Raw genomic sequence first — 21,602 nt, 5'->3', positions numbered from 1 at the left:
CTCCCTATGAAACCCGCCGTCACGGCCAGCCCCTTGATCGTTATCAGCGACACCATCGACAGCACCTTCGAAACCCTGCTCGGCCAAGGCCTCGCCGACTTCAACGAGCAGATGACCGGCTACAACGATCGCCAGCCGCTGGCCGTGGAACTCAAGGACCCGGAGACCGGCCAGGTCCTGGGCGGCATCAGCGGCCGCACCTCCCTGGGCCTGTTGTTCATCGACCTGTTCTACCTGCCCGACAGCCTGCGCGGCTCGGGCCTCGGCGCCCGGCTGCTGCAAGCCTGCGAAGACGAAGGCCGGCGCCGCGGCTGCCGCTCGGCCGTGCTCTACACCCTGAGCTTCCAGGCGCCGTCATTCTACGAAAAACACGGCTGGCAACGCTTCGGCGAGATCCCTTGCGAACCCGCGGGCAGCAGCCGGATCTTCATGAGCAAGGCCTTGTAGGCGACCAGGGCTGCCTAGGCCCGAGAGGCCTTCTCCAGGCCGGGCAGCAAGGTGCCAGCCCCTTTCGCCGGCGGCGTGCTGTCAGGCGCCGGCTGCGCCTCTTGCACTTCGCCATTGAACGCCTTGTGCATCTTCGCCGTGTCCAGTGCCCCCACCCATTTGGCGATGGCCAGGGTGCCGACCCCGTTGCCGATGGTGTTGGTGATCGCCCGCGCTTCCGACATGAAGCGGTCGACGCCCAACAGCAGGACCATGCCCGCCACCGGAATGGTGCCCAGCGACGCCAGGGTCGCCGCCAGAATGATGAACCCCGAACCTGTGACCCCCGCCGAGCCCTTGGAGGTGAACATCAGCACCGCCAGCACGATCAACTGATCGGTGAGGGTCAGCGGCGTGTTGGTCGCCTGGGCGATGAAGATGGCGGCGATGGTGTAGTAGATCGCCTGCCCGTCCGGGTTGAAGGTCAGGCCCGAGGGAATGATCATCCCGGCCACCGGCTTGGACACACCGGCCTTTTCCATCTTGGAAATCATCTGCGGCAGCACCGACTCCGAGGAGCTGGTGCCGAGCACGGTGAACAGCTCCTCCTTGATGAAACGCAGGAACTTCCACAGGCTGAAACCGCTGTAGCGGCAGATCGGCCCCAGCACGAAGATCACGAACAGCACGCAGGTCAGGTAGACGCAGGCCATCAGCTTGCCGAGGGAAAACAGCGAGCCGAAGCCGTATTTGCCGATGGTGAAGGCAATGGCACCGAACGCGCCGATGGGGGCCAGGCGCATGACCATGTTGACGATGCGGAACATGCCCTGCATCAGGCTATCCAGGGCATCGACGAAGAACTTGCCCCGAGGTCCGACCTGGGCCAGGGCAATGCCCAGCAGGATGGAAAACAGCAGGATCTGCAGGACGTTGCCCTTGGCGAACGCATCGACGATGGTGTCGGGAATGATGTTGAGCACGAAGTCCATGAACGAGGCGTGCCTGGCGGCGCTGGTGTAGGTGCCCAGGCTGGACGTATCGAGGCTGGCGACATCGATGTTCATGCCGGCGCCGGGCTTGAACACGTCCACCACCACCAGCCCCACCACCAGCGCCAGGGTGGAGACCACCTCGAAATAGATCAGCGCGCGAAAGCCGACCCGGCCCAGCTCCTTCATGCTTTCCATGCGGGCGATGCCGGTGACCACGGTGAGGAAGATCACCGGCGCCAGGAGCATCTTGATCAACTTGATAAAGGCGTCGCCCAAGGGTTTCAGCGCGGCGCCGGTTTCCGGTACCAGCACCCCGACCAGGGCGCCGAGCATCACGGCGATAAGGACTTGCACATAGAGTTTGCCAAGTATTCTTTTCATCACAGGGCCCTGATTCTTATTGTTGTCAGGAAATGCCAGGGTCGCGGATCGCGACCCGCCCCCTGGCGTTGTGCCGCAGTACGACTGTGAATCAGCGATTGATCAGGGCGAGCACCGCGTCGGTGATCTGCCGGGTGCTGGCCGTGCCGCCCAGGTCAGGCGTGTGCAGGCCGCTCTCGGTCACCGCCTCGATGGCCGACATCAGTTGCTTGGCCGCGGCTGCTTCACCCAGGTGTTCGAGCATCATCGCCGCCGTCCAGAAGGTCGCGATCGGGTTGGCCACGCCCTTGCCGGTGATGTCGAAGGCCGAGCCGTGGATCGGCTCGAACATCGAGGGAAAACGCCGCGCAGGGTTGAGGTTGGCGGTCGGGGCGATGCCCAGGCTGCCGGACAGCGCCGCGGCCAGGTCGGAGAGGATGTCGGCGTGCAGGTTGGTGGCGACTATCACGTCCAGGGTCGCCGGTTTCAGCACCATGCGTGTGGTCACCGCGTCCACCAGTTCCTTGTCGACCCTGACGTCCGGGAAGTCCCGGGCGACCTCATAGAAGATTTCATCCCACAGCACCATGCCATGGCGCTGGGCGTTGGACTTGGTGACCAGGGTCAGGTGCTTGCGCGGACGGCTTTGCGCCAGCTCGAAGGCAAAACGGTGAATGCGCTCGACCCCGGCCCGGGTGAACACCGAAACCTCGGTCGCCACCTCTTCGGGCAAGCCGCGGTGCACCCGGCCGCCATTGCCGGAGTACTCGCCCTCGGAGTTTTCCCGCACCACCACCCAATCGATCTGCTCGCCGTTGTGCAACGGGCTTTTCACCCCAGGCAGCACCCGCGCCGGACGCACATTGGCGTACTGGTCGAAACCCTGGCAGATCGGCAGGCGCAGGCCCCACAGGGAAATATGGTCCGGCACGTTGAGGGCGCCGACCGCGCCGAAGAAGATCGCGTCGAAGGTCTTCAGCTCCGCCAGGCCGCCTTCGGGAATGTAGTAGCCGTTTTTCAGGTAGTTGTCGGAGTTCCAGTCGAAGTGTTTGAAGTCCAGCTGGAAGGCCGACTTCTTCGCCAGCGCCTGTAACACCTCGACGCCCGCGGCGATCACTTCCACACCGATGCCATCACCCGGGATCGCGGCAATTGTGTATGCACTCATGGTCCACCCCTTTCTCGTTGCCTTCTTGTTGTGCCTGTCGGACAAGGCTGTCCAGACAGGGTGTGGGCGGAGTATATGTAGTGAGAAAAGCCCCATGAGTTACTCAAAATCACTACATACATAACTTTGAGTTACCAATGAACCAGAGCCTCGACCTGTCGTTTTTCTACCTGCTGGCCAACAAGGGCAGCCTCGCCGCCACTGCCCGCGAGCTGGGCGTCACCCCACCGGCGGTGAGCAAGCGCCTGTCCGCGCTGGAAGCACGGCTGGGTATCCGCCTGGTCAACCGCACCACCCGCTCCATGAGCCTGACCACTGAAGGTGAGCTGTATTTCTCCCACGCGGCGCGCATCCTGACCCAGATCGACGAGGTCGAGCAGTTGCTCGGCAGCAGCCGGGCGACACCCAAGGGCCTGATCCGGGTCAATGCCTCCCTGGGGTTCGGCCGGCGTTACATCGGCCCGGCCCTGGCCGCGTTCTTCGCGCGCTACCCCGAGGTGGAAATCCAGCTGGAAATCAGCGACCACCCGCTGGACCTCGCGACCCACGGCTTCGACCTGGGCATCCGTTTCGGCAGCCTGCCGGACGCGGCTTTCCATGCGCGCAAGATCGCCTCCAACCGCCGCCTGTTATGCGCCTCACCGCTGTACCTGCAAAAGCATGGCGTGCCGCAACGCCTGGCGGACCTGCAGCAGCACAACTGCATCTTCCTGCGCCAGAACGAGACGCCCTACGGGGTGTGGAGCTTCACCAACGGCGGGCGCACGCAGAACGTCAAGGTCCGCGGCGCCCTGGGCTGCAACGACGGCGAGGTGGCCCTGAACTGGGCCCTGGAAGGTTATGGCATCCTGCTGCGGGCCGAATGGGACATCGCCCGTTACGTGCGCAGCGGCCGCCTGCGCCTGGTGCTGGAAGACCAGACGCCGACCCGCGCCGACGTCTATGCGGTCTACCCGCAACAGCTGCATTTGTCGGCGCGGGTGCGCAGCCTGATCGACTTCCTGGTGGAACGTTTCAAGCACATCGACAACCTCGACGAGCCGGGGTCGCCGCCCACCCTGCCGTAGGAGCGAGCGGGCGGCGATCCGACTGGCCCGCACCGGGCGCGACGCGGTCTGCCGGGAACGCCTACCAGTTATGGCTATTGATCCGCTTGTGCCCCAGCAACTGGTCGACCAGGGCCACGGCGGCCGCCTTCGAAGCGCAGTGCAGCAAGGGGTAGCCCCAGAACTTGCGGTAGGTTTCGGCGAAGGCTTCCACCCGGGCCTGGGTCGCACCGTCGGGGGCGATCACGATGCTGGCCCGGATCCAGCGGCGGATCGCCTCCTTGTTGCGCTTCATCCACAAGGAGGCCTGCTTGAGGCTGGCCTGGGCGTCTTCGCCCTGCTGCGGTTGTTCGCCGGGCGCGTCGGCGGTCACCAGCACAAAGGGCTTCTGGCGTTGCAGCAGCTGGTCGAGCTGGCTGAAAGGATCGGTCTGGCCGGCCACGCCGTGGTAGTGCATCCAGACCAGGGGAAACTGACGATGGTCGATGTTCATAAGGCTTCCTCGACAAGAGACAAACAAGAATGTCTATCATCTGCAAAGGAAGACTTGTCTGCATCAGTCAACCTGGACAAGCTATTGACCGATTCAGCCAAATGAAGATTCGGCGTCCCGGACCGGCGAATGGTCGCCCAGCAGCATCCCGCGCTCGGCGAGAAAGCGCGCCGGCGGCTGGCCCACGGCCTTCTTGAACATGCGGATAAAGGCACTGGCGCTTTCATAACCCAGGCCCAGCGCCACGCTCTCCACCGACTCGCCCCGGGCCAGGCGCTTGATTCCCAGCAGGATGTGCAACTGGCGTTGCCACTGGCCGAAACTCAAGCCGGTCTCGGCCAGGATCAGCCGGCTCAGGTTGCGTTCGCTCATGCCGATCCGCTCGCCCCAGCCACCCAGGCTGCGACGCTCGGCCGGCTGCTCGATGATCGACGCGGCCATGTCGCGCAACTGCGGGTGCCGGGGCATGGGCAGGTGGATCTGTTCCTGGGGCGCGGCGGCCAGTTCATCCAGGGCCACCGCCATCAGCCGCCCCTGCGGGCCGTCGAGGTCATAGAGTTCGGGCACTTCCACGCAACGCTTGAGCAGTTCCTGCAACAGTGGCGAAACCGCCAGGGTGCAACAGGCCCCGGGCAGGCCGCGGACCTGCTCGGGTTCGACGAACAGACAGTAACTCTCGGTCCGCTCCAGCCCCCGCACGTTGTGCCGCATGTCCCCGGGAATCCACACCGCGCATTGCGGCGGTGCCATCCACAGGCCTTCGTCGGTCTCGCAGGTGATCACCCCGGCCAGCGGGAACAGCAGCTGCGCCTTGCGATGGCTGTGCCAGGGCCGCTCCCAGCGCGTGGCCTGGAGGGAGATGCGCAGCGCATACAGAGGCCGGTCGACCCGGTCCGGGTCCTGGGGATGATGTTGGTCGTGCAGTACCGGCATGGCGAAACCCGTGGAGGATGAGACTCGAGCCACTGACCGGCCCGAGCCTCTGACGCAGGGGATTGTGCTGGCCGCTGGACGTTTCGCCAAGCAGCGCCGGCGACACGCCGGGAATCAGGACGACGGCGTTGCCGCGCCATGCAGGAACATCTGCTCCATGACCAAAGCCGATCCTGCTGGAGCAGCGCGCCCCAGGCGTTCGGAATCGACGATGCCGCAGATCAGGGTCATGAACAGATCGCTCAACACCGGCGCGCTGACGTCGATGCGCAGGTAACCCTCTTGTTGCGCCCGCAGGAAGAAGGCGTCCAGGGCGTCGATGCAGGGCTGCCAGCGATTGCCCTCGGCGTTGGGCACCATGGTGTCCGGGCGGTACTGGAAGACCATGAACAGCAGCAACTCGCGCTGCGCCAGATTCAACTGGATCAGATTGCGCAGGGCCACCGCCGGCGCGGCCTGGTGCAGGTCCGCGGTCTCGATGATCTGCTTCATCACCTCGCAGGTGTGGCTCATCAGCATCTCGATCAGGTTGTCCCGGGTGCCGCAGAACCGGTGCAGGGTGGCCTTGCTCACCCCCGCCGCCTCGGCCAGTTCCTTCAGTGTCCCCCACGGATGGTCGACGATGGCCACGGCCAGCGCCTTGAGGAGTTTTTCGTCGGAAGCGGGCGAAGACATAAAGGCAGACTCATTCTGGGCAGGAAGAACGCACGCATTGTGCAGAAAATCCCTACAAGCTCAAGGGAGTTGACACTTTTTAACACAAAAGAATCATTTGAGACAAATTTGCCTCATAAGATCCTTGAAGATATTATTCGCGCCTTTCCAGAACCAGCCTTCAGGTGAAACATGAATGCGTTGCGCGAATTGCGTGTATTGAGCTTGGCAGCGGTGGCCCTGATGGGCATGGCCGGCTGCGGTAATGGCGAGCAGCCCGGAGCGCAACCGAGTGCGCCCAGGCAGGTCGAGACCCTGACCGTCCACCCCGAGACCCTGGCCCTGAGCAGCGAGCTGCCCGGCCGTATCGAGCCGGTGCGGGTCGCTGAAGTGCGGGCGCGGGTGGCCGGTATCGTGATCCAGCGCCACTTCGAGGAAGGCGCGGACGTGAAGGCCGGCGACCTGCTGTTCCAGATCGACCCGGCGCCGCTCAAGGCCGCGCTGTCCCGCGCCCAGGGCGAGCTGGCGCGGATCGAGGCGCAACAGAGCGAGACCCAGGCCCGGTTCAAGCGTTATGAACAGCTGGCGAAAGTCGAAGCGGTCAGCCAGCAGGACCTCGACACCGCCCGCTCCGCCCTGCAGAGCAGCCAGGCCGCCCGCCAGTCGGCCCGCGCCGATGTGGAAACCGCCCGCCTCAACCTGGGTTACGCCACGGTCCGCGCGCCGATCTCCGGGCGCATCGGCCGGGCCCTGGTCACCGAGGGCGCCCTGGTAGGCCAGGGCGAAGTGACCCTGATGGCGCGCATCCAGCAACTGGACCCGATCTACGCCGACTTCACCCAGCCGGTGGCCGAGGCCCTGCGCCTGCGCGAAGCGCTCAAGCAAGGCAGCCTGACCGCCGGCGAGGAGTCGCGGCTGTCGATCCAGGTCGAGGGCACTGAGTTCCAGAGCCAGGGCGAACTGCTGTTCTCCGACGTCTCGGTGGACCGCGGCACCGGCCAGGTGTCCCTGCGCGGGCGCTTCGACAACCCCGAAGGCACCCTGCTGCCGGGCATGTACGTGCGGGTGAAGGTGCCCCAGGGCACCGACCGCCAGGCCCTGTTGGTGCCGCAACGTGCGGTGCAGCGCGGCAGCGACGGCCAGGCCCGGGTACTGGTGGTGGACGCCAGCGACAGCGTCGCCCAGCGCCCGGTGCAGACCGGCGTCATGCAGGACAAGCGCTGGCAGATCACCCAGGGCCTGGAAAGCGGCGACAAGGTCATAGTCGGCGGCATGAGCGGCCTCAATCCCGGCGACAAGGTCGCCATTCAACAGCCCGATCCGCAACCCGCGCAGCAGCAGGCAGCCCGCCAGTAAGCCCGGCCCCGCGTTCGAGGACACACCATGTCTCTGTTCTTTATCAAACGGCCCAAGTTCGCCTGGGTCGTCGCCTTATTCATTTCCCTGGCCGGCCTGCTGGTGATCCCCGCCCTGCCAGTGGCCCAATACCCTAGCGTGGCGCCGCCGCAGATCAGCATCACCGCCACCTACCCCGGCGCCTCGGCGAAAGTGCTGGTGGATTCGGTCACCAGCGTGATCGAGGAGGAGCTCAACGGCGCCAAGGGCCTGTTGTATTTCGACTCCACCAGCAACTCCAACGGCGTCGCCGAAATCGTCGTCACCTTCGAGCCGGGCGTCCAGCCGGACATGGCTCAGGTGGAGGTGCAGAACCGCCTGAAGAAGGCCGAGGCGCGCCTGCCCCAGGCCGTACTCAGCCAGGGCGTCCAGGTCGAACAGACCAGCGCCGGCTTCCTGATGATCTACGCCCTGAGCTACAAGGAAGGCGCCCGGGAGCAGGACACCACCCTGCTGGCCGACTACGCCGCGCGTAACGTCAACAACGAGATCCGCCGGGTCGAAGGCGTGGGCAAGCTGCAGTTCTTCGCCTCGGAAGCGGCCATGCGGGTCTGGATCGACCCGCAGAGCCTGGTGGGCTACGGCCTGTCCATCGAGGACATCGGCAACGCCATCCGCGCGCAGAACGTGCAGGTCCCGGCGGGCAGTTTCGGCAGCGCCCCGGGCGCGGTCGGCCAGGAGCTGACCGCCACCCTGGCGGTCAAGGGCACCCTGGACAACCCCGAGGAGTTCGCGCGCATCGTGCTGCGCGCCAACCAGGACGGCTCCAAGGTCACCCTGGGCGACGTGGCGCGGATCCAGGTCGGCAGCCAGGACTACAACTTCACCACCCGCCTCAACGGCAAGCCGGCGGTGGGCGCGGCCATCCAGCTGTCGCCGGGAGCCAACGCGATCAAGACCGCCAGCGCGGTCAAGGAGCGCTTGCACGAGCTATCGGTGAATTTTCCGGAGAACGTCCAGTACTCCGTGCCCTACGACACCTCGCGCTTCGTCGACGTGGCCATCGAAAAGGTCATCCACACCCTGATCGAAGCCATGGTCCTGGTGTTCCTGGTGATGTTCCTGTTCCTGCAGAACCTGCGCTACACCCTGATCCCCAGCATCGTGGTGCCGGTGTGCCTGGCCGGTACGCTGACGGTGATGTACCTGCTGGGCTTCTCGGTGAACATGATGACCATGTTCGGCATGGTGCTGGCCATCGGCATCCTGGTGGACGACGCCATTGTGGTGGTGGAGAACGTCGAGCGGATCATGGCCGAGGAAGGCCTGTCCCCGGCGGCGGCTACCGTCAAGGCCATGGGCCAGGTGTCGGGGGCGATCATCGGCATCACCCTGGTGCTGTCGGCGGTGTTCATGCCGCTGGCGTTCATGGCCGGCTCGGTGGGGGTCATCTACCAGCAGTTCTCGCTGTCGCTGGCGGTGTCGATCCTGTTCTCCGGGTTCCTCGCGCTGACCTTCACCCCGGCGCTGTGCGCCACCCTGCTCAAGCCGGTGGCCCCGGGGCACCATGAGAAGCGCGGCTTCTTCGGTGCCTTCAACCGCCTGTTCGGCCGCCTGACCGAGCGCTACAGCGCCTTGAACAACCACCTGGTGCGGCGTGCCGGGCGCTACATGCTGGTCTACCTGGGCGTGGTGATGCTGCTGGGCTTCGTCTACCTGCGCCTGCCCGAGTCCTTCGTGCCCGTGGAAGACCAGGGCTACATGATCGTCGACGTGCAACTGCCACCGGGCGCCTCCCGCGAGCGCGCCTCGGCCACCGGCCAGCAGCTGGAGCAGTTCCTCGCCTCCCGCGAGGCCGTGGCCAACACCTTCCTGGTGCTGGGGTTCAGCTTCTCCGGGCAAGGCGAGAACGCCGCCCTGGCCTTCCCGACCCTGACAGACTGGTCGCAACGCGGCGCCGAGCAGTCGGCCGAGGCGGAAACCGCCCAGGTCAACCAGCGCTTCGCCAGCCCCGACGACGGTACGGTGATGGCCGTCAGCCCGCCGCCAATCGACGGCATGGGCAACTCCGGCGGTTTCTCCCTGCGCCTGCAGGACCGTGGCGGCCTGGGGCGCGAAGCCCTGCTGGCAGCCCGCGACCAGTTGCTCGGCGAAACCTACGGCAACCCGAAGATCCTCTACGCGATGATGGAAGGCCTGGCCGAGGCGCCACAGCTGCGCCTGGACATCGACCGGGACAAGGCCCAGGCCCTGGGGGTGGGGTTCGATGCGATCAACAACGCCCTGTCCACCGCCTTCGGCTCGGCGGTGATCAACGACTTCGCCAACGCCGGGCGCCAGCAACGGGTGGTGGTACAGGCCGACCAGAGCCAGCGCATGACCCCGGAAAGCGTGCTCAAGCTCTACATTCCCAACAACAGCGGCGCCCTGGTGCCCCTGAGTGCCTTTGTCTCCACCCATTGGGAAGAAGGCCCGGTGCAGATCGCCCGCTACAACGGCTACCCGACCATTCGCATCTCCGGCGACGCCATGCCCGGGGTCAGCACCGGCGAGGCCATGGCCGAGATCGAACGCCTGGCGGCCCATCTGCCGGCCGGCATCGGCTATGAATGGACCGGCCTGTCGTATCAGGAAAAGATCGCCAGCGGCCAGGCCCTGCAACTCTTCGCCCTGGCCTTCGTGGTGGTGTTCCTGCTGCTGGTGGCGCTGTACGAGAGCTGGACCATTCCCCTGGTGGTGATGTTGATCGTGCCGGTGGGCGCCCTCGGCTCGGTGCTGGCGGTGACCGCCGTCGGCATGCCCAACGACGTGTACTTCAAGGTCGGCCTGATCACCATCATCGGCCTGGCGGCGAAGAACGCGATCCTGATCGTCGAGTTCGCCAAGGACCTCTGGGCCGAGGGCTATAGCCTGCGGGACGCGGCCCTCAAGGCGGCACGCCTGCGCTTCCGGCCGATCGTCATGACCTCCCTGGCGTTCATCCTCGGCGTGGTGCCGCTGGCCCTGGCCACCGGCGCCGGCGCGGCCAGCCAGCGCGCCATCGGCACCGGGGTGATCGGCGGCATGCTCAGCGCCACCCTGCTGGGGGTGATCTTCGTCCCGATCTTCTTTGTCTGGGTGCTGTCGCTGCTGCGCCGCGAACCCACGACGAGCAACGATGACCTGCAACCCGCGCGGACCGAGGAATGACCGGCATGAAATCCAACCCCCTGATCTACGCCGCCCTGCCCCTGGCCCTGCTGCTGGCCGGCTGCTCCCTGGCGCCGCGCTACGAGCGTCCGCCGGCGCCGATCGCCGCGACCTGGGAAGGCCAGGCCGCGACGCCGAAGGAGCTGCCGCAGTGGCAAGCCTTTGTCCTCGATCCCGACCTGCGGGCGCTGGTGGATAGCGCCCTGGCCAACAACCGCTCGCTGCGCCAGGCGCTGCTGGATATCGAGGCGGCCCGGGCGCAATACCGCATCCAGCGCGCCGACCGCCTGCCGGGGTTGAACGCCAGCGGCTCGGGCAACCGCCAGCGCCTGCCGGCCGACCTGTCGTCCAGCCAGAAGGCCGGGGTGTCCAGCACCTACCAGGTGGGGCTGAGCCTGCCGGAGTACGAGATCGACCTGTTCGGCCGTGTGCGCAACCTGTCGGACGCCGCCCTGGAGCAATACCTGGCCACCGAGGAAGCCACCCGCGCCAGCCAGCTGGCGCTGATCTCCGAGGTGATCCAGGCCTACCTGACCTGGGACGGCGCCCAGCGCCAGCTGGCCCTGACCCGGGACACCCTGCGCAGCCGCGAACAGTCCCTGGAACTGATCGGCCAGCGGCGTACCATCGGCACCGCCACGGCCCTGGATTATCAGGAGGCCCAGGGCCTGGTGGAGCAATCCCGGGCCGAGCTGGAAAACACCGACCGCCAGTTGCGTCTGGCGCGCAATGCCCTGACCCTGCTGGTGGGCACCCCGGACGCGCTGCGCACCCTGCCCGCCCAACCACGTGATGAACTATTGCTGGTGCAGGACATGCTGCCCGGGGCGCCGTCCGAGCTGCTCGCCCGACGTCCGGACGTGCTGGCCAGCGAGCATCGGCTCAAGGCCCGCCATGCCGATATCGGCGCGGCACGGGCGGCGTTCTTTCCGCGCATCACCCTGAGCGGCAGCCTGGGCACTTCCAGCAGCGAGATGTCCGGGCTGTTCGACGGCGGTTCACGGTCCTGGTCGTTCCTGCCTTCGGTGTCGATCCCGATTTTCGCCGGCGGGCGCAACCGGGCCAGCCTGGACCTGACCGAGGTGCGCAAGGACAGCGCCGTGGCCGCCTACGAAGGCACCCTGCAACAGGCATTCCGCGAAGTGGCCGACGCCCTCGCCGCCAGCGACACCCTGCGCCGCGAGGAGGCGGCGCGCCAGGGTCTGGCGCGCACCAGCCAGGCCACCCTGGAACTGGCCAAGGCCCGCTACGACAGCGGCCTGGACGATCACTTGCGGTACCTCGACGCCCAGCGCAGTGCGTTCAACGATCAGTCCACGCTGATCCGCATCAGCACCCAGCGCCAGATCGCCCTGGTGGACCTGTTCCGGGCCATGGGCGGTGGCTGGGACAGGCAGCCGCTCTAGGGTTGTGCCGCATCCCGGGCTGGGTAGCGGGCAGGCAGGCCCACTGCCCTGCCCGTTTTTTTTGCGCTGGCCGGCGCTGGTCATCGGCACTCAGCCAGCCGCCTGGAACTTCTTGCGATACGCCGCCGGCAACAAGCCGACCCGTTGCTGGAATAGCCGGCGAAACGAGTTGCTGTCTTCGTAGCCCACTTTGTAGGTGATGCTGTCCAGGGTCATGCGCGTGGACTCCAGCAGCTCCTTGGCTTTCTCCAGGCGCAGGGTCTGCAGATAGGCCAGGGGCGTGTAGCCGGTGGCGTCCTTGAAGCGGCGCTTGAAGTTCCGCACGCCAAAGCCGAAGCGCCGGGCCGTATCGTCGATCAGCAGTGGCTGGTCGAAGTGTTCCTCCAGCCAGTCCTGCACCCGCAGGATCTCGCCATCGCCATGGCTCTTGGGCAGCGACCACATGACATAGACCGACTGCTCGCTGCGCACCTTGTCGATCAGCAGGTACTTGCCGCACTTCTGCGCCAGCTCCAGGGAGGCGAAACGCCGCACCAAATGCAGCAGCAGGTCCATGGCCGCGCTCGCGCCGCCGCTAGTGATCAGGCGATCGTCCTCGCAGAGGAGCTGCCCCTCGTCCAGCTCGACCCCGGCATAACGCCGCCGGAACAGCTCGGCGAAGGCCCAGTGGGTAGTGGCGCGGGTGCCCTTCAATAGGCCGGCTTCGGCCAGCAGGAAGGTGGCGGTGCACATCGAGGCCAGCACCGCGCCCCGGGAGTGCTGTTGCCGCAACCAGGGCCCATGCCTGGCAAATGCCGGCAAGGCCTCCTTCAGGGTGAAGAGAAAACCGGGGATCAGCACCAGATCGGTATGGGCGATCTCGGCCACCGAGCGCTGCACCCGCAGCGCTTGCCCGCCCCAGGCGCTGACATCGGAGCCATCCAGCGAGGCGACCACCACCTCGAACGGCGCGCTGGCGCTGTCGGCGAACAGGTTGGCGGCGCTCAGCACTTCCAGGGCCAGGGTGGCGCTGGCGGCGGAACAGTGATCGGCCAGGAGCAAGGTGACGTGCATAGTGGATTCCGTTGCGCTTTTCGCATGAAAAATGTCATTTGCGCACCTACCTTAGCCGATTCTTCTTCCCTAGAGTGCAGCCATCCTTTTCCATCATCGGTGTACTCATGAATCTCTGGTTCCGCATGCTGCTCATGCTGTTTCGTCGTCCGTGGCGCAAGCCGGTCGCAGGCCTGGCCACCACCGTGGTGCGCATGCGCGTCTGGCCGCTCGACCTCGACCTCAACCGCCACGTCACCAATGGCCGCTACTTCACCCTGGCCGACCTCGGGCGCATGGATTTTGTCCTGCGCAGCGGCGCCTACCGCGTGGCCCTGCGCCACAGGGCCGTGCCGATCGTTGGCGATGTGTGGGGCAAGTTCCGCCGTGAACTGAAGCTGTTCGAAGCCTTCGAGATCCACAGCCGGATCCTTGGCTGGGACGAGAAATGGAGCTTTATGGAACACCGCTTCGTGAGCAAAGGCCGGGTGATCGGCGTGGTGGTGATGCGCGGGCTGTTCCGCTCGGCCAAAGGCACGATTGCTCCCGGCGAGTTCGTCCACGAACTGGGCGTGGACACCTCTCCCGAGTTGCCACAGTGGCTGCAAGACTGGTCGCAAAGCTGCGACGACATGAGCGTTCAGTTGCGCGCCGAGGAAGATCCAGCGCGTTAAGGCAGTTCGCAGAAACAACAACGCCATTGCCGACCCAGTCGACAATGGCGTTGATGCGCGACAGCCAGCGCTTGAACGAGCGCGACGCCGTGATGGCGCCGCGCCCGCCACTCAGTGCGGAGCGCGGGGGATGGTCTTGAGCAGGTCTTCGGGGCTGATGTGGCCGACCACGCTGCCCGGTTGCGGCATGTTGAGGATGTGGCCTTTCATCTTGCCGATGATGTGCATCTCGCACGGCTTGCAGTCGAACTTCAGGGTCAGCACTTCGTCACCGTGAATCAGCTGCATCGGCGCGACCTTGGTGCGCACGCCGGTGACGCCCTTGGCCTGTTTCGGGCACAGGTTGAAGGAGAAACGCAGGCAGTGCTTGGTGATCATCACCGGCACTTCGCCGGCCTCTTCGTGGGCCTCGTAGGCCGCATCGATCAGCTTCACCCCATGGCGATGGTAGAAGTCGCGGGCCTTCTGGTTGTACACGTTGGCCAGGAACGACAGGTGCGACTCCGGGTACACCGGTGGCGGCGTGGTCTCGGCCTTGCGGCTGCCACGCGGGTGAGCGGCAACCCGCGCGGCGGTCAAGGCTTCGATCACTTCGCGGCGCAAGGCCTTGAGCTGGGAGTTGGGGATGAAGTAAGCCTGCGGCGCATCGAGCTTGATGTCGATGGCGTGGTACTGCGTGGTGCCGAGCTGGCCGAGCAGGTCGCGCAGTTGTTCCAGCGCCTGCTCCGGCTTGTTGGCGACGCCGAACGGGCCGTCCAGGGTCACGCTGGCGCTGATGCCTTCTTCGCTGGTCGCGGTCACTTCCAGCTGTTCTTCGCGCAGGCGAGCGACCCAGCTCAGGGCCACGCGACGCTCGGACGAAGTCTTCTGCAGGGCCTGCTGCCAGTTGTGATCGAGGTTGCGGTTCAGCGGGTGGTTCGGCCGCAGCTTGTACAGGCCTTCCGGCATCTCGTTGGGCTCGACGCGATAGCGATAGCGCTTCTCGCCGTCCTCTTCGAACTCGCCCTTGGGCTCGGCGATGTTGGCGCGGAAACCCACCACTTCGCGCTTGACCAGCACGTTGAGGCCGTCACCGTTGGACAACGGCTCATGGGTCACCACGTGCAGGTCGCGCTTGGCGACTTTCTCGACCACGCCCACCGGCAGGCCGGTAAAGGTCGGCGAGTCGAAGGCGCCGATGTCGATCTTGCGATCGGTAACGAAATAATCGGTGCTGCCGCGGTGGAAAGTCTTTTCCGGGTCGGGCAGGAAGAAGTGCGCGGTGCGGCCGCTGGAAGCGCGGGCCAGGTCGATACGGTCTTCGAGCACATCGTCCAGGCGCTGGCGGTAATAGGCAGTGATGTTCTTCACATAGCCCATGTCCTTGTAGCGCCCTTCGATCTTGAACGAACGCACGCCGGCTTCCACCAGGGCGCGGATGTTGGCGCTCTGGTTGTTGTCCTTCATCGACAGCAGGTGCTTCTCGTAGGCGATCACACCGCCCTTTTCATCCTTGAGGGTGTACGGCAGGCGGCAGGCCTGGGAGCAGTCGCCACGGTTGGCGCTGCGGCCGGTCTGCGCATGGGAGATGTTGCACTGGCCGGAGAAGGCCACGCACAGCGCGCCATGGATGAAGAACTCGATCGCCGCGTCGGTCTCGTCGGCGATGGCGCGGATTTCCTGCAGGTTCAGCTCGCGGGCCAGGACCAGTTGCGAGAAGCCGGCCTGGTCGAGGAACTTGGCCCGGGCCAGGGTGCGGATATCGGTCTGGGTGCTGGCGTGCAGCTCGATCGGCGGAATGTCCAGCTCCATCACGCCCAGGTCCTGGACGATCAACGCATCGACGCCCGCGTCGTACAGCTGGTGGATCAGCTTGCGTGCCGGCTCCAGCTCGTTGTCGTGGAGGATGGTGTTGATGGTGGTGAAGATCCGCGCGTGGTAACGGCGGGCGAACTCCACCAGCTCGGCGATTTCGCTCACTTCGTTGCAGGCGTTGTGGCGCGCACCGAAGCTCGGGCCGCCGATGTACACGGCGTCGGCGCCATGCAGGATGGCCTCGCGGGCGATGGCGACATCGCGGGCAGGGCTGAGCAATTCCAGGTGATGCTTGGGCAAGGACATATTTTTTTAGTCAGGCTCGTCGAGGCGCGCATTGTAGCGGCGAAACGCCTGACCGGCACCCGTGTACTGCCCGGTGGCGCCCACTCGCCGAGCGGCACCACCGGATAACGCCGCAAACTCAGCCCTTGGCCGCCATCGCGGTGACTTCCACGCGCATGCCTTCGACCGCCAGGGACGCCACGCCAACAGCGGCGCGCACCGGCCAGGGCTTGGCGAAGAAGCGCTGGTAGACCGCGTTGAACGCCGCGCGCTCGGCCATGTCGGTGAGGTAGATGGTCAGGTGCAGGACCCGGTCCATTGAGCTGCCGGCCTTTTCCAGGGCCACCTTGAGCGCCTGCAGGGTGCACTCGCTCTGCGCAGTGATGTCGCCCAGCTCCAGGCTGCCGTCGGCGCGGGTGGGGATCTGGGTGGAGACCAGGATGCCGGCGAAACCGGCAACGTCGGAGGAGATGGAATCCGCGTCGGGATCGGGAATGAAATCGATATCGTGGTTGGCCATGGGGCTCTCTTGTTCGAGGGGATAAAGGGCGCCAGTTTACAGCCCCGGCGCCGGGTCGTGCGGGAATCGGCGGGAAAACCCGGCAGCCTGCCGGGCTGCCAGTACCCCGCTTCGCTCACAGGACAGCCGGTCGCCCTCCAGGGCGTGGACACCGCGGCTGCCCGGCTATTATTCCTGCCAGGTATTTATCGTCGGCCGGTATTGACGGCTTGCGGCAACCCGGCCCTGCTGCCACCGGCACATCAAATACGGAGGAAAAACCCCATGAAGATCGTGATCACCAGCGTGGTCGTCGACGACCAGGCCAAGGCCCTGGCCTTCTACCGGGACGTGCTGGGTTTTCAGCTCAAGCACGACATCGCCATGGACGAGCATCGCTGGCTGACGCTGACCTCCCCCGGCGACCCCGACGGCGTCGAATTGCTGCTGGAGCCCGACGCTCACCCGGCCGCCAAGCCATTCACCTCGGCACTGAAACGCGATGGCATCCCCTTCACTTTCTTCGGGGTCGAGGATGTACACGCCGAATATGCCCGGCTGAGCACCTTGGGCGTGCAGTTCACCCGAGCGCCGACAGTTGCCGGCCCGGTGACCCTCGCGGTCTTCGACGATACGTGCGGCAACCTGATCCAGATCGTCCAGCAGAACTGAACAGCCCCGGCGCGGCGAGCTGAAAACAAACGGGTCCTCTCCCTTGCGGGAGAGGACGGGCGAAGACTTTCAAGCGTGGTGAATGTCCCGATCCTTGGTTTCCGGCAGGAACAAGGTGCCCAGGATCGCCGTCATCACCGCGATGACGATCGGGTACCAGAGCCCGTAGTAGATGTCCCCGGTGGCCGCCACCATGGCGAACGCCACCGTCGGCAGGAAGCCGCCGAACCAGCCGTTGCCGATGTGATACGGCAGCGACATCGAGGTGTAGCGGATGCGCGCCGGGAACAGCTCCACCAGCCAGGCGGCGATCGGGCCGTAGACCATGGTCACGTAGATCACCAGCAGGGTCAGCAATGCCAGCACCGCCGGATAGTTGGTCTTGGCCGGATCGGCCTTCTCGGGGTAGCCGGCGTCCTTGAGGGCAGTACCCAGGGTGGCGACGAAGGCATCGTTCTGCGCCTTGAAGTCGGCGGCCGGCATGCCGGTGCCTTCGAAGCTCGCCAGCACCTTGTCGCCGATCCGGATCTGCGCCACGGCGCCCGGCTCGGCCTTCTCGTTCGCGTAAGGGATGGCTTTCTTCGCCAGCACGCTCTTGGCCAGGTCGCAGGAACTGGTGAATTTGGCCTTGCCCACCGGGTCAAACTGGAACGAGCACTGGGCGGGATCGGCGATCACCGTGACCGGGTTGCGCTCCTGGGCGCTGAAGACGTCGGGGTTACCGTATTGGGTCAGCGCATGGAAGATCGGAAAGTAGGTCAGCGCCGCGAGGACGCAGCCGGCCATGATGATGCCCTTGCGCCCGATGCGGTCCGACAGGCTGCCGAACAGGATGAAGAACGGCGTGCCGATCAGCAGCGAGCCGGCGATCAGCAGGTTGGCGGTCTGCGGGTCGATCTTGAGCGTCTGCAGCAGGAAGAACAGCGCGTAGAACTGCCCGGTGTACCAGACCACCGCCTGGCCGGCGGTGCCGCCGAGCAGCGCCATGATCACGATCTTGAGGTTGTCCCAGCGGGCGAAGGACTCGGTCAGCGGCGCCTTGGACGACTTGCCTTCGGCCTTCATCTTCTGGAACACCGGCGACTCGCTCAGTTGCAGGCGGATGTACACCGAGACGATCAGCAGCAGGATCGACAGCAGGAAGGGAATCCGCCAGCCCCAGGCCTCGAAGGCTTCGGTGCCGAGGATCGTGCGGCAGGCGAGGATCACCAGCAGCGACAGGAACAGGCCCAGGGTCGCCGTGGTCTGGATCCACGACGTGAAGTAGCCGCGCTTGCCCTTGGGGGCGTGCTCGGCCACATAGGTCGCCGCGCCGCCATACTCGCCGCCCAGGGCCAGGCCTTGCAGCAGGCGCAGGCTGATCAGGATGATCGGCGCTGCCACACCGATGGTCGTATAGCTGGGCAGCAGGCCGACCACAGCGGTGGAGACACCCATGATCACGATGGTGATGAGGAAGGTGTGCTTGCGCCCGATCATGTCGCCCAGGCGGCCGAACACGATCGCGCCGAACGGCCGCACGGCAAAGCCCGCGGCGAATGCCAGGAGGGCGAAGATGAAGGAGGTGGTCTCGTTGACGCCAGCAAAGAAATGCTTGGCGATGATCGCGGCTAGCGAGCCGTAAAGGTAGAAGTCGTACCACTCGAATACGGTGCCCAGGGACGAAGCGAAAATGACCTTGCGCTCCTCCCGGGTGATCCCGCGGTTGGGCGTGCTGCCCGTGGTTGTACTGTCGATTGCCGGCATGAGGGTTCTCCGTCTTGTTCTTGTTATAGGCCGGAGTGCCTTACTACCCTTGCCGCACCCAGGCCCTGGGCTGATGTCATCGAACTGAAGCTCATTGAACTGAAGCTCATCGAACTACGGATTGCACAAAGCATGGAAACAGGCTGACGGCCTCGCATCGCTGCCAGGTTTCCCTGAAGCATAATCAGCTTCGTGCAGATATCCACTCGCCCGCCGCCTGGCGGCCCTCCTGCCACGCCGCCGTCAACCATCACTGCCGTCGATCATTCAAATCATGAAAGCGGATTTTTCATTTTCCAGCGATGCCTTCAGAATGGCGCCACCTTCAATACCGTCGGACAAGTACGTCATGAATATCAATTTTGCGGTCGCCTGCATGATCGTGGTTTCCTTTGCCATCGCCCTGTTCCACACCTGATCGGCAGCCCCGCTCGACATAACCCCCGGCCATCGGCACGGGTGCAGGCCACTGACTTGCCGCGTTCCCCACGCGGCATTTGTGTTTAAAATGCCCGCCCTTTTCCGCTGCTGGCCCCTGCGATGAACTCCGACGCCCTCTCCATCCTGCACCATCACCTGCTGACAGCCCTGGCCTGCGCTCCGGCGGAAACCCGGCGCCTGTTCCATGGCCGCGGGCGTTGCTGGCCGGGGCTGGAGCAAGTAACCGTGGACTGGCTGCAGGGCGTGGTGCTGGTGGCGCTGTTCAAGGAGCCGGAGCCGCAGCAGCTGGAGGCGCTCAAGCAATTGCTGCTGGCGATCAGCACCTCGCCGGAGTGGCAGGCCTGTGGCGCCCACACCCTGCTGCTGCAACACCGTTATCAGCTGCAAAGCCCGGTGGACTGGCTGGTGGGCGAGCCTATCGATGAATGGACCCTGGTCGAGGAAGGCCTGCGCTATCGGGTGGACCTGGGCCAGAAGCAGAACAACGGCCTGTTTCTCGACATGCGCTACGGCCGCAACTGGGTGCGCGCCAATGCCCGGGGCAAGCGCGTGCTGAACCTGTTCGCCTACACCTGCGGCTTCTCGGTGGCGGCCATCGAAGGCGGCGCGACCCATGTGGTCAACCTCGACATGTCGCGCGCGGCCCTGAGCCGTGGCCGCGACAACCACCGGCTCAACGGCCACGACCTGAGCCGGGTGAGCTTTCTCGGCCACGACCTGTTCAAGTCCTGGAGCAAGGTGAAAAGTAGCGGGCCCTACGACCTGGTGATCATCGACCCGCCTTCGTTCCAGAAAGGCAGCTTCCTGCTGACCAAGGACTACGCCCGGGTGCTGCGACGCCTGCCGGAATTGCTCACGGCCGACGGCTGCGTGCTGGCCTGCATGAACGACCCGGCCGTTGGCTCGGACTTCCTGATCGACGGCGTCACCCGCGAAGCCCCGGGCCTGCTCTTCGAGCAACGCCTGGACAACCCGCCGGAGTTTCCCGACAGCGATATCGAGAGCGGCTTGAAGGCGCTGGTATTCCGCCGGGTCGAATAAGCCCGGCATCCCTCGCCCGGCCCCTCAGCAGACACCACCGCCCTCGGCCTGAGCACCGGCAGCCCGGGGGGGTCACTCCAGCCCCAGGCCGCGCCGGCCGATAGCGTTGAGTTCCTCGGGGCCGAACCGGCCCTGCCAGGTGCTTTCATAGTCTTCCCGGGGAAAGTCCGGCGGCGATACGCCCCGCTCGAAAGCGCCATACACCGCCTTGGCGTAAGCCTGGTTTTTCGCGCACATGGGCGCCGCCGGCACGTACATCACATTGCCCCAGCCCTGCTGGTTTTCCACGGCGGCCACGCTGTGGACCAGGTCGCAATGCCACCACACCGAATCGCCGGCGCGCACCTCGGGGATCGGCCGCAAGGCCTGCATCAACAGCGGGTGCCATTGCCGGGAAACCGGCAACACCTGGCCCGGCGCCACGCCGCACAATTCATCTTCCGGCACGTCGTCGAGCAACGGGCGCAACAGCAGGTAGGCCATGGCCTTGGGAATCGGCACGCAGTGCAGCACGCCCTGGTCGGCACGCATGTCCGACAGCGCGGTCCAGCCCTGGAAGGTCCTGAACACCGAGCACGTCACCGTGTCGCGGTAAGCGTACTCGTTGACCTCGGTGCGATGCGCCGCGTCCCAGGGGTCGTAGGCCGCGAAGTCATTACGGTAAAGGCTGTCGAAGACCTTCAGGTAGGCCGGGTGCAGCCAGCGCTCCAGGGCGCCGGAATCGGTGTGCGGGCCCAGCCCTCCGGAACGGGTGCCCGGCGGCCGGCGTCGGACCCGGTCGGGGTACAGCGCATTCACCTGCGGGTCGAACCATTGCCGGCCCTGGGACTCGCTCTTCCACAACCGATTGAGAAAGACCTGCACCCGGGCCATGCGCTCGTGCTGGCGCAACTGCATCTGTGCCCGCGACCAGTAGATCGGCAAGATCTGCGGCCGCGAGGCCTCCAGGTTGCCGAAGAAGCGGTCGACCGGGCCGCGGTAGATCCGTTCGAAATCATTGCGCGCCATATAGCCCAGCAGATCCTGGTCCCAGGCGCTGACCCTGTCCCGGGCGAAATGCCCGCGCACCACCACGCAACCGCGCCGGTGGATCGCCGCGCGCTGTTCGGCGCTGACCCGGCCCGCGGCGATCTGCGCATAGTCCAGCTCCGGCCAGGCCTGGCCGCCCTGGGCGTCGATCGAGGCGATCTCCTGCTCGATAAAGGCGCTGACCTCGGCGAACAGCGACTGTACGTCGCCGATCCGCGCACGCAGGGCGCGCTTCATCCGCACTATGTGCTCACGGTAGTTGTCGGGCAGGGTCTGGCAGTGGAAGGCAGCGTAAGGATTCATGGTCATGGCCTGTGTCGTTCGGGTCGGGAGAAGCGCGAGCATGGCGCCGCGCTGTCGCCATGAAACCCCAGGGCCCTGGCC

The 21,602-nt window shown here is 65.6% G+C and carries 19 protein-coding genes; 8 read left to right on the top strand and 11 right to left on the bottom strand.

The window, feature by feature from the left end; translation table 11 throughout:
* Positions 1–6: 6 nt before the first annotated feature.
* Complete coding sequence (locus tag AC07Y9_RS28635) at positions 7–447, top strand: GNAT family N-acetyltransferase (protein ID WP_087088145.1); 441 nt, start codon at positions 7–9, stop codon at positions 445–447.
* A 14-nt stretch (positions 448–461) separates the two neighbouring features.
* Here AC07Y9_RS28635 and AC07Y9_RS28630 read toward each other — a convergent pair whose 3' ends face one another.
* Positions 462–1,802 (bottom strand): dicarboxylate/amino acid:cation symporter, encoded by a 1,341-nt coding sequence (locus AC07Y9_RS28630; RefSeq protein WP_087088146.1) that lies wholly within the window; start codon positions 1,800–1,802, stop codon positions 462–464.
* Between the two features lie 91 nt (positions 1,803–1,893).
* Positions 1,894–2,949, bottom strand: coding sequence for a tartrate dehydrogenase (locus tag AC07Y9_RS28625; protein ID WP_087088148.1), 1,056 nt, complete (start codon positions 2,947–2,949; stop codon positions 1,894–1,896).
* Between the two features lie 137 nt (positions 2,950–3,086).
* Here AC07Y9_RS28625 and AC07Y9_RS28620 point away from each other — a divergent pair, with 137 nt between their 5' ends.
* Positions 3,087–4,016 carry a LysR family transcriptional regulator gene (locus AC07Y9_RS28620; protein WP_102680607.1) on the top strand — a complete coding sequence of 310 codons (930 nt, stop codon included), beginning with the start codon at positions 3,087–3,089 and terminating at the stop codon, positions 4,014–4,016.
* 61 nt (positions 4,017–4,077) lie between these two features.
* On the opposite strand, the gene AC07Y9_RS28615 is transcribed toward AC07Y9_RS28620, so the two are convergent.
* The 3 genes from AC07Y9_RS28615 to AC07Y9_RS28605 form a co-directional block, all read right to left on the bottom strand.
* Positions 4,078–4,488: a hypothetical protein gene (locus AC07Y9_RS28615; RefSeq protein ID WP_102680606.1), complete on the bottom strand. Its 411-nt coding sequence runs from the start codon at positions 4,486–4,488 to the stop codon at positions 4,078–4,080.
* A gap of 93 nt (positions 4,489–4,581) precedes the next feature.
* On the bottom strand, positions 4,582–5,421 hold the full coding sequence (locus tag AC07Y9_RS28610) for an AraC family transcriptional regulator (protein WP_102680605.1): 840 nt from the start codon (positions 5,419–5,421) through the stop codon (positions 4,582–4,584).
* Between the two features lie 114 nt (positions 5,422–5,535).
* On the bottom strand, positions 5,536–6,096 hold the full coding sequence (locus AC07Y9_RS28605) for a TetR/AcrR family transcriptional regulator (protein WP_102680604.1): 561 nt from the start codon (positions 6,094–6,096) through the stop codon (positions 5,536–5,538).
* A gap of 171 nt (positions 6,097–6,267) precedes the next feature.
* On the opposite strand from AC07Y9_RS28605, the gene AC07Y9_RS28600 reads away from it, so the two are divergent.
* The 3 genes from AC07Y9_RS28600 to AC07Y9_RS28590 are packed head-to-tail and all read left to right on the top strand — an operon-like array spanning position 6,268 to position 12,005.
* Positions 6,268–7,431: an efflux RND transporter periplasmic adaptor subunit gene (locus AC07Y9_RS28600; protein WP_102680603.1), complete on the top strand. Its 1,164-nt coding sequence runs from the start codon at positions 6,268–6,270 to the stop codon at positions 7,429–7,431.
* Between the two features lie 27 nt (positions 7,432–7,458).
* Positions 7,459–10,599 (top strand): multidrug efflux RND transporter permease subunit, encoded by a 3,141-nt coding sequence (locus AC07Y9_RS28595; protein ID WP_102680602.1) that lies wholly within the window; start codon positions 7,459–7,461, stop codon positions 10,597–10,599.
* 5 nt (positions 10,600–10,604) lie between these two features.
* The gene (locus AC07Y9_RS28590) at positions 10,605–12,005 is read left to right on the top strand and encodes an efflux transporter outer membrane subunit (protein ID WP_102680601.1); all 1,401 of its coding nucleotides are present in this window, start codon (positions 10,605–10,607) and stop codon (positions 12,003–12,005) included.
* A 90-nt stretch (positions 12,006–12,095) separates the two neighbouring features.
* Here AC07Y9_RS28590 and AC07Y9_RS28585 read toward each other — a convergent pair whose 3' ends face one another.
* Entirely contained in the window at positions 12,096–13,058 is a 963-nt protein-coding gene (locus AC07Y9_RS28585) for a GlxA family transcriptional regulator (RefSeq protein ID WP_102680600.1), read from the bottom strand.
* Positions 13,059–13,165: 107 nt separating this feature from the next.
* Here AC07Y9_RS28585 and AC07Y9_RS28580 point away from each other — a divergent pair, with 107 nt between their 5' ends.
* A complete protein-coding gene (locus tag AC07Y9_RS28580) occupies positions 13,166–13,711 on the top strand; it encodes a thioesterase family protein (RefSeq protein WP_102680599.1) in 546 nt (181 codons plus the stop codon).
* 111 nt (positions 13,712–13,822) lie between these two features.
* Here AC07Y9_RS28580 and AC07Y9_RS28575 read toward each other — a convergent pair whose 3' ends face one another.
* Complete coding sequence (locus AC07Y9_RS28575) at positions 13,823–15,811, bottom strand: peptidase U32 family protein (protein WP_101337498.1); 1,989 nt, start codon at positions 15,809–15,811, stop codon at positions 13,823–13,825.
* Between the two features lie 118 nt (positions 15,812–15,929).
* Positions 15,930–16,310 carry a RidA family protein gene (locus AC07Y9_RS28570; protein ID WP_053260587.1) on the bottom strand — a complete coding sequence of 127 codons (381 nt, stop codon included), beginning with the start codon at positions 16,308–16,310 and terminating at the stop codon, positions 15,930–15,932.
* A gap of 264 nt (positions 16,311–16,574) precedes the next feature.
* On the opposite strand from AC07Y9_RS28570, the gene AC07Y9_RS28565 reads away from it, so the two are divergent.
* Positions 16,575–16,961: a VOC family protein gene (locus AC07Y9_RS28565; RefSeq protein WP_102680598.1), complete on the top strand. Its 387-nt coding sequence runs from the start codon at positions 16,575–16,577 to the stop codon at positions 16,959–16,961.
* Between the two features lie 69 nt (positions 16,962–17,030).
* Here AC07Y9_RS28565 and AC07Y9_RS28560 read toward each other — a convergent pair whose 3' ends face one another.
* The gene (locus AC07Y9_RS28560; RefSeq protein WP_102680597.1) at positions 17,031–18,707 is read right to left on the bottom strand and encodes an MFS transporter; all 1,677 of its coding nucleotides are present in this window, start codon (positions 18,705–18,707) and stop codon (positions 17,031–17,033) included.
* 267 nt (positions 18,708–18,974) lie between these two features.
* The gene (locus AC07Y9_RS28555; protein WP_256580979.1) at positions 18,975–19,106 is read right to left on the bottom strand and encodes a hypothetical protein; all 132 of its coding nucleotides are present in this window, start codon (positions 19,104–19,106) and stop codon (positions 18,975–18,977) included.
* A gap of 141 nt (positions 19,107–19,247) precedes the next feature.
* On the opposite strand from AC07Y9_RS28555, the gene AC07Y9_RS28550 reads away from it, so the two are divergent.
* On the top strand, positions 19,248–20,189 hold the full coding sequence (locus AC07Y9_RS28550; RefSeq protein WP_102680596.1) for a class I SAM-dependent methyltransferase: 942 nt from the start codon (positions 19,248–19,250) through the stop codon (positions 20,187–20,189).
* Positions 20,190–20,261: 72 nt separating this feature from the next.
* Here the strand turns inward: AC07Y9_RS28550 and AC07Y9_RS28545 are convergent, their stop codons facing one another.
* A complete protein-coding gene (locus tag AC07Y9_RS28545; protein ID WP_102680622.1) occupies positions 20,262–21,521 on the bottom strand; it encodes a DUF1479 domain-containing protein in 1,260 nt (419 codons plus the stop codon).
* Positions 21,522–21,602: the final 81 nt, after the last annotated feature.

The organism is Pseudomonas sp. GW456-L12 (assembly GCF_059424045.1).
The sequence above is the reverse complement of the archived record's forward strand: the minus strand, read 5'-3'. Positions and strand labels throughout refer to the sequence as shown.

Bases quoted from the DNA above. Each gene is read 5' to 3' on its own strand.
- AC07Y9_RS28610 (WP_102680605.1), bottom strand. From the start codon at position 5,421: ATGCCGGTACTGCACGACCAACATCATCCCCAGGACCCGGACCGGGTC.
- AC07Y9_RS28580 (WP_102680599.1), top strand. From the start codon at position 13,166: ATGAATCTCTGGTTCCGCATGCTGCTCATGCTGTTTCGTCGTCCGTGG.
- AC07Y9_RS28605 (WP_102680604.1), bottom strand. From the start codon at position 6,096: ATGTCTTCGCCCGCTTCCGACGAAAAACTCCTCAAGGCGCTGGCCGTG.
- AC07Y9_RS28570 (WP_053260587.1), bottom strand. From the start codon at position 16,310: ATGGCCAACCACGATATCGATTTCATTCCCGATCCCGACGCGGATTCC.
- AC07Y9_RS28575 (WP_101337498.1), bottom strand. From the start codon at position 15,811: ATGTCCTTGCCCAAGCATCACCTGGAATTGCTCAGCCCTGCCCGCGAT.
- AC07Y9_RS28595 (WP_102680602.1), top strand. From the start codon at position 7,459: ATGTCTCTGTTCTTTATCAAACGGCCCAAGTTCGCCTGGGTCGTCGCC.
- AC07Y9_RS28600 (WP_102680603.1), top strand. From the start codon at position 6,268: ATGAATGCGTTGCGCGAATTGCGTGTATTGAGCTTGGCAGCGGTGGCC.
- AC07Y9_RS28620 (WP_102680607.1), top strand. From the start codon at position 3,087: ATGAACCAGAGCCTCGACCTGTCGTTTTTCTACCTGCTGGCCAACAAG.
- AC07Y9_RS28625 (WP_087088148.1), bottom strand. From the start codon at position 2,949: ATGAGTGCATACACAATTGCCGCGATCCCGGGTGATGGCATCGGTGTG.
- AC07Y9_RS28615 (WP_102680606.1), bottom strand. From the start codon at position 4,488: ATGAACATCGACCATCGTCAGTTTCCCCTGGTCTGGATGCACTACCAC.
- AC07Y9_RS28585 (WP_102680600.1), bottom strand. From the start codon at position 13,058: ATGCACGTCACCTTGCTCCTGGCCGATCACTGTTCCGCCGCCAGCGCC.
- AC07Y9_RS28550 (WP_102680596.1), top strand. From the start codon at position 19,248: ATGAACTCCGACGCCCTCTCCATCCTGCACCATCACCTGCTGACAGCC.
- AC07Y9_RS28565 (WP_102680598.1), top strand. From the start codon at position 16,575: ATGAAGATCGTGATCACCAGCGTGGTCGTCGACGACCAGGCCAAGGCC.
- AC07Y9_RS28555 (WP_256580979.1), bottom strand. From the start codon at position 19,106: ATGGCAAAGGAAACCACGATCATGCAGGCGACCGCAAAATTGATATTC.
- AC07Y9_RS28635 (WP_087088145.1), top strand. From the start codon at position 7: ATGAAACCCGCCGTCACGGCCAGCCCCTTGATCGTTATCAGCGACACC.
- AC07Y9_RS28560 (WP_102680597.1), bottom strand. From the start codon at position 18,707: ATGCCGGCAATCGACAGTACAACCACGGGCAGCACGCCCAACCGCGGG.
- AC07Y9_RS28630 (WP_087088146.1), bottom strand. From the start codon at position 1,802: ATGAAAAGAATACTTGGCAAACTCTATGTGCAAGTCCTTATCGCCGTG.
- AC07Y9_RS28545 (WP_102680622.1), bottom strand. From the start codon at position 21,521: ATGAATCCTTACGCTGCCTTCCACTGCCAGACCCTGCCCGACAACTAC.
- AC07Y9_RS28590 (WP_102680601.1), top strand. From the start codon at position 10,605: ATGAAATCCAACCCCCTGATCTACGCCGCCCTGCCCCTGGCCCTGCTG.